The sequence below is a fragment of the Amycolatopsis stemonae genome (assembly GCF_054781455.1).
Genome location: NZ_BAAGUJ010000026.1, coordinates 1 through 13,560, shown reverse-complemented (window position 1 = coordinate 13,560; position 13,560 = coordinate 1). Strand labels below are relative to the sequence as shown.

8 protein-coding genes are annotated in these 13,560 nt (G+C 72.6%); 4 read left to right on the top strand and 4 right to left on the bottom strand.

Annotated elements, in window-relative coordinates:
• Positions 1–29: 29 nt before the first annotated feature.
• Both ACYVLJ_RS45885 and ACYVLJ_RS45880 read left to right on the top strand, forming a co-directional pair.
• Positions 30–1,520: an ArnT family glycosyltransferase gene (locus ACYVLJ_RS45885; protein WP_451988459.1), complete on the top strand. Its 1,491-nt coding sequence runs from the start codon at positions 30–32 to the stop codon at positions 1,518–1,520.
• Between the two features lie 26 nt (positions 1,521–1,546).
• Positions 1,547–2,731 carry a Rossmann-fold NAD(P)-binding domain-containing protein gene (locus ACYVLJ_RS45880; protein WP_460443438.1) on the top strand — a complete coding sequence of 395 codons (1,185 nt, stop codon included), beginning with the start codon at positions 1,547–1,549 and terminating at the stop codon, positions 2,729–2,731.
• On the opposite strand, the gene ACYVLJ_RS45875 is transcribed toward ACYVLJ_RS45880, so the two are convergent.
• Entirely contained in the window at positions 2,728–5,046 is a 2,319-nt protein-coding gene (locus tag ACYVLJ_RS45875) for an alpha-L-fucosidase (protein WP_460443437.1), read from the bottom strand. The two genes, ACYVLJ_RS45880 and ACYVLJ_RS45875, sit on opposite strands and share 4 nt — an antisense overlap.
• A gap of 271 nt (positions 5,047–5,317) precedes the next feature.
• On the opposite strand from ACYVLJ_RS45875, the gene ACYVLJ_RS45870 reads away from it, so the two are divergent.
• The gene (locus tag ACYVLJ_RS45870) at positions 5,318–5,575 is read left to right on the top strand and encodes a hypothetical protein (RefSeq protein ID WP_460443436.1); all 258 of its coding nucleotides are present in this window, start codon (positions 5,318–5,320) and stop codon (positions 5,573–5,575) included.
• Between the two features lie 367 nt (positions 5,576–5,942).
• The gene (locus tag ACYVLJ_RS45865) at positions 5,943–7,163 is read left to right on the top strand and encodes an SGNH/GDSL hydrolase family protein (RefSeq protein ID WP_460443435.1); all 1,221 of its coding nucleotides are present in this window, start codon (positions 5,943–5,945) and stop codon (positions 7,161–7,163) included.
• Here the strand turns inward: ACYVLJ_RS45865 and ACYVLJ_RS45860 are convergent.
• The 3 genes from ACYVLJ_RS45860 to ACYVLJ_RS45850 all read right to left on the bottom strand — a co-directional run.
• Positions 7,149–8,432, bottom strand: a complete 1,284-nt coding sequence (locus ACYVLJ_RS45860) for an MFS transporter (protein ID WP_460443434.1) — start codon at positions 8,430–8,432, stop codon at positions 7,149–7,151. The two genes, ACYVLJ_RS45865 and ACYVLJ_RS45860, sit on opposite strands and share 15 nt — an antisense overlap.
• Positions 8,429–8,971: a GNAT family N-acetyltransferase gene (locus ACYVLJ_RS45855; RefSeq protein ID WP_460443433.1), complete on the bottom strand. Its 543-nt coding sequence runs from the start codon at positions 8,969–8,971 to the stop codon at positions 8,429–8,431. Before ACYVLJ_RS45855 ends, ACYVLJ_RS45860 begins: the two co-directional genes overlap by 4 nt.
• A 51-nt stretch (positions 8,972–9,022) precedes the next feature.
• Positions 9,023–13,560, bottom strand: a 4,538-nt coding sequence (locus ACYVLJ_RS45850; protein WP_460443432.1) for an RHS repeat-associated core domain-containing protein, incomplete at its 5' end; no start/stop codon positions are given.

Sequence of the window (13,560 nt, the reverse complement as noted above, 5' to 3'; positions counted from 1 at the left end):
TACGATCCTGGCACGCCGAGGGGAGTGCCATGGGGGCAAGCCGGGACCTTCCGCGGTTCGCCGCGCTTCCGGTGGGGATCGTCGTCGCCGTGCAGGCCGTCGTGCTGACGGCGTTGTCCGGGCGCTACGGCTTCCACCGTGACGAGCTGTACTTCGTCGCGGCGGGCCACCGGCCGGACTGGGGTTACGTCGACAACCCGCCGATCACGCCGTGGCTCGCCCGCGCGTCGACGGCGGTGTTCGGCGAGACACCCACCGGGCTGCGCGTGGTCGCGACCCTGCTCGGCATGGCGACCGTCGTGGTCGTCACGCTCATCGCCCGCGAGTTCGGCGCCGGCCGCGGCGCGCAGCTGTTCACCGCGACCGCCACGGTGCTGTCGGCGTACGCGCTGGTCGTGGCGCACATGCTGGCCACCAACTCGGCGGACGTGCTGCTGTGGTCGCTGATCACGTTGTTCGGGGTGAAACTCCTGCGCACCGGCGACGGCCGGTGGTGGCTCGCGATCGGCGCCGCCGCCGGCGTCGGCCTGGCGAACAAGTGGCTGGTGCTGCTCCTGCTCTCGGGGCTGGGCGTCGGCGTCGCGATCGCCGGGCCGCGCCGGGTGCTGCGGACCGGGTGGCTCGCGGCCGGCGTCGGGATCGCCGTCGTGCTCGCCGCGCCCGTCGTGGTCTGGCAGGCGGCGCACGGCTGGCCGATGCTCACCGTCGCGGGCGGGATCAGCGAGGACGACGGCTTCGAGAACCGCGTCCTGTTCGTGCCGATGCAGCTGGTCTACCTCTCCCCCGTGCTGGTGCCCGTCTGGATCGCCGGGCTCGTGCGGCCGTGGCGTGACCCGGCGCTGCGCTGGGCCCGCGCGGTGGCGGTCGCGTACCCGGTCGTCTGCGTCGAACTCCTGGTCCTGGGCGGGAAGCCGTACTACTCGGTGCCGTTGCTGCTGCCTCTGGTGGCCCTCGGTGCGGAGCCGTCGCTGCGCTGGCTGGCCCGGGGCACGACACGGCGGGTGCTCCTCGGCGCGGCCGCCGTGGTGTGCGCGGCCGTGTCCGTCCTCACCGGACTCCCGGTGGTGCCACCGGCGGCGTTGAACGGCCCGCTGCTAGCGGTCAACAAGGAGCCCGGCGAGCAGGTCGGCTGGCCGGAGTTCGCCCAGACCGTCGCCGGGGCGTGGGAGCGGATCCCGGCCACCGAGCGGGACACCGCGGTGATCGTCGCCGGAAACTACGGCGAAGCCGGCGCGCTCGAGCACTACGGACCGGCGCTCGGGCTGCCCCAGCCGTATTCGCCGCACATGTCCTACGCCGACTGGGGCCCGCCGCCGGACCGGCTGGTCGGCCCGGTTCTGGTCGTCGGGGGGTTCGACCGCGGCTCGCCCGCGTCACGGCTGATCACCGGGTGCCACGCGGTGGCCGAGAACCACAACGCCGAAGGCGTCGACAACGACGAAGAAGGCACCGTGATTTCGCTGTGCACGCTCACCGAGCCGTGGTCGACCGCGTGGCCGAAGCTGAGGCAGTTCTACTGAACCCGGTTCACGCTACCCTCGGGCGCATGGTGGCGACGCGCACGGCGGTGGCCGTGGTGGGGGCGGGTCCGGCCGGGCTCACGGTGGCGAACCTCCTGCGGCGCGCGGGGATTCCCTGCGTGCTGCTGGAGACCGAGAGCCGGGCGTTCATCGAACAGCGGCCGCGGGCCGGGTTCATCGAGGAGTGGGCCGTCCGCGGGCTCGAACAACGCGGCCTGGGCGAACAGCTCGTCGCGACGGCGCCGCGGCACGAGAAGTTCGAGTTCCGGTTCGCCGGGCGGCGGCACGCCTTCCGCTACGGCGACGTCACCGGGCAACGGCATTTCGTCTACCCGCAACAGCTTCTCGTGACGGACCTGGTCGCGCAGTACACGGACGCGGACGGCGAGGCCGTCTTCGAGGTCTCCGACGTCCGGTTGCACGGCCTGACGTCGGACTCCCCCGCCGTCACGTTCCGGACCGCCGAGGGCGAGCACCGGATCGACTGCGACTTCGTCGCGGGCTGCGACGGCGCCCGCGGGGTCACCCAGGGGTACCTGCCGCCGGAAACGACGGTGAAAGCCCACCACGACTACGGAATCGGCTGGCTGGCGCTGCTCGCGGAGGCCCCGCCGTCCGCCGACGGCGTGCTGTTCGGCATCCACCCGCGCGGGTTCGCCGCGCACATGGCGCGCACCCCGGCGGTGACGCGGTTCTACCTGCAGACGGCGGCGGGCGAGACCGAGGAGGACTGGCCGGACGAGCGCGTCTGGCAGGAGCCGCACGCCCGGCTCACCGTGCCGGACGGCGAAATCGCCGAAGGCCGGCTGGTCGAAAAGCGCATCCTCGACATGCACAACTACGTCGTGGAGCCGATGGCGCACGGCCGCCTGTACCTGGCGGGAGAGGCGGCCCACCTGGTCGCGCCGATCGCGGCGAAAGGCCTGAACCTCGCGCTGCACGACGCGTTCCTGCTCGCCGAGGCGGTCCAGGCGCACTACGCCGGCGATCCGGCGCCGCTCGCCGGGTATTCCGGCGCCTGCCTGCCGCTGGTGTGGCAGTACCAGGAGTTCTCCCAGTGGCTGTCGGACATCTTCCACCACACCGCGGCCGCGGGCGAGAACCCGTTCCAGGCACGCATCGCGGAAGCCCGGATGCGCCGCCTGCTGGGTTCGCCCGCGGCCGCGGCGGCGTTCGCGGAGCTCTACATCGGCAAGAACGCCGACCTCTAGCTCCAGGCGATCTTGAACACCCAGGTGTAGCGGCCCGCCTGCCGGGCGGCGGCCGGGACGTCGATCACCAGCGACCCGTTTTCCACCGTCCAGTGCAGGTTTCCGCGGTACCCGAGCAGCGTGACGCGGTCGCCCGTGCGGATCGGCACCGGCGCGTCCACCGTCACGCGGCTGCCCGGTGCCACGAGCGAATGGACGTAGAAAGCCTCGTTCTGCTTGACCGTGAACCGCAGGTCGCCGAGCTGCGCCATGCGGGACCAGTAGGTCGTGCCGTAGATGGCTTCGCCGTTGACCTTCAGCCACGCGCCCGCGTCGCGCAGGTGCGTCTGCATGACCTGCGGGATGGTGCCGTCGAAGTCCGGGCCGATGTCGAGGAGGAAGTTGCCGTTCTTCGAAACGATGTCGACGAGCGTGCGGACGACCTCCTCCGCCGTCATGTAGCGGTCGTCGGGGGTCGCGCGGTTGTAGCCGTAGGAGAACGGGTCGAGGCCGCGGCTCGCCTCCCACTTCGCCACCACGGTGTTCGGGTAGGTCGTGTACTCCGGTGTGGTGAAGTCGTGGTCGGGGATGCCGCCGCGGTCGTTGTACGTGACGTCCTTGGGGCGCTTGCGGTTCTTCGCGTGGTTGAAGTACTCGGTGATCACGTCGCGGGTGTCGTTGACGCCGCCGATGTCGAACCACAGCACGTCCGGGTCGAACTCCGAGATCAGCTCGAGCACCTGCGGCGCCTGGTAGTCGCGGACGAAGTCCTTCCCGGCGGTGTACCCGGTGTAGGGCAGCGCGGCACCGGTGTAGGGGTTGCGCGGCGCGTGACCCATCCACGGGTTGTCCGGGTTGAACCACTCCGGCAGCGAGAAGTACAGGCCGTTGCGCAGCTGGGGGGTGTACTTGCGCGACGCCGTGAACAGCTCGTCGATGACGTTGCGCTCCGGGCCGAGCTTGACGGAGTTGCGGTCGCTGACCTTGGTGTCCCACAACGCGAAGCCGTCGTGGTGCTTGGACGTCAGCACGTAGTACTCGGCGCCCGCGTCGGCGATCAGCTCGAGCCACGAGCGCGGGTCGAACTTCGCCGCGGTGAACATCGGGATGAAGTCGTCGTAGCCGAAGTCTTCGCCGTACTTTTCCCTGTGGTAGGCGTAAGTCGCGCCGTTGGGGTCCTGCTGGTTCTGCCAGTACCACTCCGCGTACTGCTGTCCGACCGGCGCCCACGCGGGCACGGCGTACACGCCCCAGTGGATGAAGATGCCGAACTTGCTGTCGGTGAACCAGTACGGCGCGCGGTGCGTCGACAGCGAAGCGTCGGTCGGCCGGAAGTCCGGGACGCCCAGGGTGACCGGCACCTGCTGGGTCGCGAGCGTGCCGCGCCCGGAGGTGACGCGGAGCTGACCGTTCGTGGTCGTTCCCGGTGGCACGGACGTGTTCGGGGCGAGCCCCAGGCGCACGGTCGCCTGCTCCCCCGGCGCCAGCGCGCGGATGGTCGCCGGCACGGTCGTCCGGCCGCCGGGGACGTCCAGGGTGACGCTCACCCGGTCGCCGGCGCCCAGCCACACCGTGCCCGCGTTGACGACGGTCGCTTCGGCGGCCTGCGGTCCCCCGTCGGTCAGCAGGTTGGCCGTCGAGCGGCCGTCGAGGATCAGCGCCGAACGGCCGGTGGCCACCGGCTGGAGGGTGAGCGCGAAGACGTGCAGGCTCGGGACGTTCGGCGCCGGGGTGGCGGTCGTCGGCAGGGTCAGGGCCACCGCTTCGCGGGCCGGGTCGACCCAGACCTGTCCCGTGGCCAGGGAAACCGGGTTGTTGTCGACGACGCCGCCCGGGGCGTAGCGGAACGGCGAGACGAGCGCGCCGGTGCCCGTGTACCAGTCCGGGCCCGAGAGGGAACCGGTGCTCGTGGTGCCGTCGGCGTAGTGCACGGTCGCCGTGCCGCCGGTGGCGCCGTAGCTGGCCGCGACCAGGAAGTACGCGACGAAGTACCGCCCCTTCGGCAGCTCGATCGTCTGCCCGGTGGCGGCGATGTCGTTCTTGGCCCCGGCGGCCGCGGAGCCGAGCTTGAACGGAACGCCGCCGACGGTGGCCGTCCGGCCGACGGGCAGGTGCTCGGCCGGGAACGTGTAGCCCGAGCCGTCGAAGTCGCCGCCCGGGGCCGACGCGCTGTCGATGCCGTCGTTGGAGAACCAGGCGTCGAGGGCGACCGGGACGGGTGGCGGGGGCGGGACGATCGGGGTGCCCGGGCTGTCGGGAGCGGCGTCCACGGGGGTGGCCGCGCCGGCCGGGGTAAGGCCGGCGGCGCTCAGGGCCACGGCACCGCCCAGGGCCATACCGAGAGCTTGACGGCGGGGGAAGGTCGTCACTGAACCTCCAGGGATCGGATGACTACGGCGGGGAGACGACAGAGTCCACCCTCATCAGGCACTCTGTCGCCGATAGAACGGTGATTCATCCGATGAATGACCCTGCTCGTTGGCTCTCTCCGTGTCAAGGGCCAACCGGCGCGATCGAAATGAACCGCGCCCACGTCCGGCGCGTGGTCCTGGGTAACGAGCTGCAGCACCTCGCCACCAGTCCCAGCCGCGACGAAAGGCCAGACCGATGTCCACCTCTCCGCTGAGCCGCCGCGGGATCGCCATGCTCAAGGCGATCGCCGACGGCCGTGCCGAGCTCCGCTGCAGCTGCGAACCCGACCTCCGCGTGGACGGGCTGTCGTGCTGCGACCAGAACACCGCCCACGACCTCGCCCGCGCCGGGCTGGTCCGGGCGACCACGATCGTCGCCCCCGGCCAGTGGGCGCCGGCCGAGCTGACCGACGCCGGGCACCGCGCGCTCGGCGGGTTTCCCGCAGCAGCCTGAAACGCCGTGAAGGCCATCCGGAGAGACTCGGAGTCTCCCCGGATGGCCTTCACGGCGTTCGGCGATCGACGGGGCGAGAAACCTCGGGCGTGCGCTGAACCGCGCGGGGCCGGTGGCCGTGCTTGGGGTGAGGGCGTCTCGCACACGCCCTCCGGAGTTGCCACGACGCAACGATCCGGGCCAGCCTCCGCCCGATCGGGACCGGGCACTCCGGCGAGCGGCCGTCGCGGCAACGGCCACCTCGCGCGGGCCCGTCCGGCATCCCCAGAATCCCGGACGGGCCCGCCCCCGCACTGTCCGGGATCTTGTCCGGTCGCTCACCTGATCAGCGGTCCCTGGTCCGGAGCAGCCGAGCCACTGTGAGTGCATGCGACGCTTCCTGGCTGTGAGCGCGGCGGTACTGGCGGGGCTGGGCATCCTCACGACGTCCGGCAGCGCGAACCCGGACAGCGCTTTCCCGGCGACCGCCGAGCACGCCGTGGGCGGCTGGGTCGGGACGTGGGCCGCGGCGCCCGCGGCCGGGGTCGCCAACACCCCGGACGGCTACCCGGGTTTCTCGATCCGCAACGTCGTGCACTCCAGCGCCGGCGGCAGCCGGGCCCGCGTCCACCTCTCGAACGCCTTCGGCGCCGCTCCCCTGACCTTCGGGCACGTCACGATCGCCGTGCAGGGCACCGGCGCGGACGCGGTGCCGGGAACGCTGCGGTCGTTGACGTTCGGCGGCGCCGCGAGCGTCGTGGTCCCGGCCGGCGCCGAAGCGCTGAGCGACCCGGCGGACGTGCGGATCCCGGCCGACGCCAACCTGCTCGTGACGACGTACGTGCCGGCGAAGTCCGGCCCGGTCACCTATCACCCGGCCGCGTCGCAGACGTCGTACTTCACCCGCGCGGGGGACTTCGCCGGCAGCGAGTCGGGCGCGCCCTACACCGAGCAGACCTCCGTGTGGCACTACGTTTCCGGTGTCGACGTCCAGGGCGGCGCCGAGGCTTCGATCGTGACGCTCGGCGACTCGATCACCGACGGCGTCGGGTCCGCCGCCGGGGCCAACCACCGCTGGCCGGACTACCTGGCCGACCGCCTGCACGGCCGCCTGGGCGTGCTCAACGCCGGCATCAGCGCCAACCGGCTGCTGCTCGACAAGCCCGGCGACGGCGCGGGCCAGAACGCGTTGTCCCGCTTCGACCGCGACGTGCTGAGCGTCGGCGGCGTGCGGACGCTGATCGTGCTCGAAGGCATCAACGACATCCAGCAGGACCCGCACCAGACCGACCCGGACGCGATCACCTCGGCCTACCGCCAGCTCGTCGCGCAGGCCCACGCCCGCGGCATCCGCGTCCTCGGCGGCACGCTCACGCCGTTCAAGGGCTGGCGGGTCTACGACGACACCCTCGAAGCGACCCGCACGGCGGTGAACGCGTTCATCCGCACCAGCGGCGTGTTCGACGGCGTCGTCGACTTCGACGCGGCGGTCCGCGACCCGGCCGACCCGCTGCGGATGCTGCCGGCCTACGACTCGGGCGACCACCTCCACCCGGGCGACGCGGGCTACGAGCGGATGGCCGCCGCCGTCCGCCTAGACCGGCTCTGACCGCGGGATGAACAGCACCGCCACCAGGCTCAGGACCGCCACGGCGACGAGGTAGAGCGACACCGAAAGCGACGTCCCGGTGGAGGTCTGCAACGCCGTCGCGATCAGCGGCGCGAACCCGCCGCCCAGCACCGCGCCCACCGCGTAGGAGAACGAAGCGCCGCTGTAGCGGTAGCGCGGCTCGAACAGCTCCGCGAACAACGCCGACTGCGGGCCGTACGTCGCGCCGAGGCCGATGTTCAGCACCACCACCGCGACGATCAGCCAGCCCGTGGCCTTGGTGTCCACCAGCAGGAAGAACGGGATCGGCCAGACGACCAGCAGCACCGACCCGGCCAGGTACACCGGTTTGCGCCCGGCCCGGTCGGACCAGGCCGCCGTGACGAGGATGCTCACCAGCCACGTCACGCTGCCCACGATCACCACCACCAGCAACGTGGTGCGGTCGATCTTCAGCACGGACGTGCCGTAGGACAGCAGGTACGCCAGGAAGATGTACCCGATCGCCGTGTTCGCGATGAAGCTGCCCGACGCCACCAGCAGCGCCTTGGGCCGCTCGCGCAGGACGTCGACCATCGGCTTGCTGCTGCGGGCCTCGGACTCGCGCAGCCGCGCGAACACCGGGGATTCCTCGATCCGCAGCCGGATCACCAGGCCGACGCCGACGAGCACGATGCTCGCCAGGAACGGCACCCGCCAGCCCCACGCCGCGAACTGCGCGTCGGTGAGGGACCGGCCGAGGACGAAGAACAGCAGCTGCGCCAGGATCAGCCCGGCCGGGACGCCGATCTGCGAGAACGCGCCGTACTGGCCGCGTTTGCCTTCCGGGGCGTGCTCGACGGCCATCAGCGCGGCCCCGCCCCACTCGCCACCCGCGCTGAGCCCTTGGAGCAGCCGCAGCACCAGCAGCAGGATCGGCGCCCACACCCCGATCGCGGAGTACGTCGGGAGCAGGCCGACCCCGACCGTCGCGACGCCCATCAGGAGCAGGGACAGCACCAGCATCGCCTTGCGGCCGGCGCGGTCGCCGAAGTGGCCCCACAGGATCCCGCCGACCGGACGGGCCAGGAACCCGACGCCGAGCGTCGCGAACGCGGCGAGCGTGCCGGACGCGGGCGAAAGCGAGGTGAAGAACAGCTTGCCGAACACGAGCGCGGTCGCCGTGCTGTAGATGAAGTAGTCGTACCACTCGATCGTGGTCCCGATGGCGCTCGCGACGGCGACCCGCCGCAGCTGCCGGTCCGCGGCAGCCGGGGCCGCCGCGCTCACGACCCGCTCAGCGCCACGGCGGGGACGAGGTCTTCGGCGAGCAGGTCCATCAGCAGGCCGTCGTGCCAGCTGCCGTCCGGCCCGCGCTCGTACGCGCGCATCGTCCCGACCGGCTGGAAGCCGAGGGACTGGTACAGCTTGATGGCCGCCTTGTTGTCGGCCGCGGGATCGATCACCACCCGGTGGTGCCCGCGCACGGTGAACAGGTGCTCGGCCAGCGTGCGGATGGCGTCGGAGCCCAGGCCGTGGCCCTGCCAGTCCGGGTGCACCGCGATGTCGATCCCCGCGTGCCGGTACTGCGGGTCGGCTTCCTCGAAGGCCAGCTCGATGCCCACGATGACGTCGTCGTGCTCGATGGCGTAGGTCGTGGTGCCCTCGTCGGGGTCCAGCAGGTAGGACACCTGGGCGGCCACCGGTTCCTCGGCGTCCGCCCACCAGCGGGCGATGTCCGGGTGCGACAGGATCTCCTCGAACCGGGCGGCGTCCGCGGCTGCGGCGGGGCGCAGGCGGACACGGCTTCCGGTGATCAGGCCGGTCATCGGCCCAGTGTCGACCCCCGGAGGCCGTCTGTCGAGCGTGCCGCCCGGCCGCTAGTCCAGGTTCATCGGGCTCCCCGGCTTGATCGGGGGCAGCTGCGGCGGGTCGAAGTCACCCCGCTCCAGCCGGGCCCAGTCCTCCGGCGTCGGGTCGCGGTAGTAGCGCTGCCAGACGTCGTCGCCCGCCGGCCAGTTGCCGGTGCGGGCCGCGTTGCGGGCTTCGTGCAGCTCGAACGCGTCGGCGTCGGTCAACGGCCGGGTGGTGACGTGGCCGGTGCCCGGCACGTTCGCGCCGCCGTCCGGGACGGCCGCGCCCGGACGCGGGTTGTACCGCATCCCTTCGCCGCCGGCGTGGACGTCGTTGACCATCTGGTGGTACGAGTCGTCGGCCATGTCCATCCGGTTCCGGACGGCCGGGTCGGCGTGGTTGCCCTGGAAGCCCGGCTGGTGCGCGTACCCGAGCTGGTTGAGCTGGACGGCGGTGTTCGGGTCGTTGTTCTCGATCGCGGCCCGCTGGTCCCGCCGGTAGGTCGGCGCGTTCCACCCCGAGTCGTGCACGGCGTGGCTGGTGCCGGTGCCCGGGTGGGCGCGGTGGGCGCCGTGCTCCTCGTAGTACGCCCACGCGTTGTTCTCGAGGTCCCGGCCGTCCTTGCGGGCCACCTTGCCGGGGGCGCCGTTGTCGTTGAGGACGTCGAAGCCCGCGGTGTGCTCGGACTGGTGGGTCGAGTTGCCGTCGATCTTCGACCCGAACTTGTTCTCCAGCCGCTTGCGCTCGAAGTCCTTGTCGCCGTAGCTGCCTTCCGGGTACTTGTGCGCCCGGCGCTTGCCCTTGTTCAGCCCGCCGTTCGGCTTGCTGTACGGGTGGAAGTGGTTCGGGTTCGGCTTCTTCCCGCCCCCGCCGCCGCCCGCGCCCGCCATCGAGCACGGGGTCGCCTTCGCGAGCCCTAGCGGGTCGATCATGGCGGTCGGGTTGCCGACGTAGGCCAGCGAATCCGGATCCGGGGTCAGCCCCAGCGGGTCGTGCGAGACGAACCGCCCGGTCTCCGGGTCGTAGTAGCGGTGCAGGTTGTAGTGCAGCCCGGTCTCCGGGTCGTGGTACTGCCCGGGGAACCGCAGCGGGGTGCCGGCCGGGCCGCCCGCGGACACCATCGCGCCCCAGAGCGCCGTGTGCTGGTGCCCGGCCAGCGCGCCGGTCTCGTCGAGCAGCTCCGCGGGCGAGCCGACCAGGTCGGTCAGCACGGCGTGGAACCGGTCGGTGCCGTCGCCGAGCACGCGTTCGGTCTGCGCGAGCGGGCGCTCGGCGTCCGGCGCCCAGTCCCAGACGGTCGCGACCAGCGGGCCGCCGGGGGTGCCGTGCACCTGTTCGGCGAGCAGGGTGCCGTCCCAGGCGAACTCGACCTGCTCGACGACCGCGCCCGCCGCGTCCAGCCGCTGCTTGGCGATCCTCCGTCCGACCGCGTCGTACCGGTACTGCCACGTGGCGCCGTCGGGCGTGCGGACGGCGGTGAGCCGGTTTTCCGCGCTCCAGCGGTATTCCCAGCGCCGGCCGCCGCGTTCCCGGGCCACGACACGGCCTTCGGCGTCGTGGGTGTAGCGGGTGGCGCCGGCCGCGGTGAGCAACGTGCCGCGGTAGCCGCGCGGGCCGCTCGCCTCCGGTGCGCCCGGCCAGTCGGCGGTGGTGATCGCGCCCGAGACGTCGTAGCTGTAGCTCTCCTGCCAGCGGGCGCCGCGGACGGCGAGCACCCGGCCGGTCGGGCTCACCTCGAGGCTGCGCGGCCCGGAAATCAGGTCGGTCACCGTGGCGAGGTGCCCGTCGGGCAGGTAGCCGTATTCCCGGCGCTGCACCGTGGCTTCGCCCCGGCGCACGGTCTGGGCCGCCAGCTGCCCCGCCGGCGTCCAGGCCTGCTGGAGCTCCGCGGCGACGCCGTACCGGGTGACCAGCCGGCGCGCGGTTTCGCGCCCGGCCGCGTCGTAGCCGAACTGCAGCGTGCGCCCGCCGCTGGCCAGCGACGTCGCGCGGCCGCGGGCGTCGTAGGCGAACACCGCTTCGGCCCCGGTCGGCGTGCGCCGGTGGGTCCGGCGGCCGAGCACGTCGTAGGCCGACAGCACCGCCCGGCCGTTGACCGACTCGCTGACCACCCGGCCGAGCGAGTCGTAGGCGAAGCGGACCTCGCTGTGGGCGTTGCGGGCGGTGACCACGCGGTCGGCCGCGTCGTAGGCGAACTCGGCGATCTCGTCGCCACTGCGGCGCCGGACCACGCGCCCGAGGGCGTCCCGTTCGAACGCGATGGTCTGCCCGGCGCCGTTGCTGCGCAGGACGAGCCGCCCCGCCGCGTCGTAGGCGTAGTCGAGCGAGCGGCCGTTGTAGTCGACCTCCCGCACGAGCCGGCCCGCCGGGTCGTACTCGTAGCGCCAGACCAGCCCGGCCTCGTTCGTCACCGACGTCAAGCGCAGCTCGGTGTCGTAGCCGTAGCGCAGGACGCCGCCGTCCGGGCCCTGCTCGGCGACCGGCAGGTCGAACTGCGCGTACTCGATCCGGCTGACCCCGCCGCGCGGGTCGGTCCGCTCGTCGGTGTTGCCCAGGGCGACCGAGCCGTAGCGGTGCACGGCACCGTCCGGGTCGACCTGCTCGACGAGATCGCCCGCCGCGTTGTGCACGGTGCGGGTCGTGGCGCCGGCCGGGTCGGTGACGCTCGCGAGCCGGCCGAGACCGTCGTAGCCGTAGCGGGTGACCGAGCCGTCCGGCGCGGTGATCGCGACCGGCAACCCGGCCGCGTTCGACTCGAACCGGGTGACGCCGCCGAGGGCGTCGGTCACCGTGGCCATCGTGCCGGTGGCCTCGTCGTAGGTGTAGGTCGTCGCGGCGCCCGCCGGGTCGACGTCCCGGACCAGCCGGCCGCGTTCGTCGTGCTCGTAGCGCCAGACGGCGCCGTCGGGCCCGGTCACGGCGGCGGGCCGGCCGCCTTCGTCGTACTCGGTGACCATCCGCGTGCCGTCGGCCCGGATCACGGTCGTGACGTTGCCGGCGGCGTCGCGCTCCCAGCGGGTGACGTGCCCCAGCTCGTCGGTCCGGGTGATCTCCCGGCCGAAGGCGTCCAGCTCGGTGCTGGTGCTGTTGCCGAGCGCGTCGGTCCGGCCGACGACCCGCAGCTGCTCGTCGAGGCGGTAGCGCGTGACGGCGCCGAGGGAGTCGGTGACCGAGGTCGACCCGGGCTCGTAGGCCAGCGTCGCGTCGAGGTAGCCCTCGGCGCCGCGGGCCCGGACGCAGCGGCCCTGCGCGTCGTACTGGTAGCCGTACCAGCGGCCGTTGACGTCTTCCCAGCGGATGATCCGGCCGTCGGCGTCGTAGCGGAACCGCTGCGGGGTGCCGGCCGCGTCGGTGACTTCGACCAGGCGGCGGCGTTCGTCGTAGCGGTATTCGGCGAGCGGGACCGGCTCCCCGGCCACCCGCACCGCCGTGATCAGCCCGTCGGCGGAGTCGAGCTCCAGCCGGTAGCCCCCGGAGTGCTCGACCGCCACCGGCACGCCGCCGCGGTGCTGCACGACGACCCGGTTGCCCGCGCCGTCGACCAGGGCGCGCAGCGGCAGGGTGGTCTCCCCCGGCTTGGCGGCGAAGTACCGCATCAGGTCGCTCTGCGGCGATCCGACGACGAAGCCGTGCCGCACCCGGCGCAGCGCCAGGTACGGTCCCTGCTCCGGCAGCACCGGCTCCACGCCGCGGGGCACGGGGTAGCGCAGCAGCGTCCCGTCGGCCAGCGCCAGGTGCAGGCCGTCCGGCTCGACCTCGATCCGTTCGTCCACTGTGGACGTCCACGTCGGACCGAAGAACCGGCCCGCGCGGTAACTGGACAGGTGCGTCCGGCCGAGCTCCAGCGGCAGCGCGCCGGGCAGCAGGACGTCCGTCTGCTCCAGCAGGACGGCGCCGGTGGCGACGTCGATGGGGTCGCCGCACAGCGACCGGTTCGCGGCCGGGGTGGTGTGCTCCGACGGGTTGGGGTTGTTGTCCTTGATCTTCGGCGGGGTGTCGGGCCCCTTGCCCGCGCCCGAGGGCGTGGTGTTCCCGTCGGGGCCCTTGGCGGCCGGCGGGGGGTCGGCGGGTGGGTCGGTCTTGGGCGGGGGATCGGTCTTGGGGGGCGGGTCGCTCTTGGCGCCGGAGGTGTGGGTGCCGTCGTCGGGCCCCTTCGCCCCGGAGGTGTGGGTGCCGTCGTCGGGCCCCTTCGACGCCGGCGGCGGGTCGGTCTTCGGCGGCGGCGCGTCCGGCCCGCCCTTGCCCTTCGGGCCATCCAAACCCTTCGGGCTGCCGTTGATGTCGGCGTGCTTCGGGGCGGGAGCGGCCTTACCCGGCGTGATCTTCTTCAACGCCTTCGCCGCATCCGAGAACAAATCCCCGGCCCGCTTCAGCAGCGGAATCAACGCCTGCAACGCCTTGACCAGCCGCTTCGTCAGATCCGCGATCTTCGACGCCGTCTTCGCCACCGCACCGACCACCTGCGGCACCACCCAGGTCAACCCGATCCCCAGGGTGAACAACACCTGCAACGCCCACGAAATCAGATGCCCGACCAGCTCCGCGATGATGTCACGCACCAGCG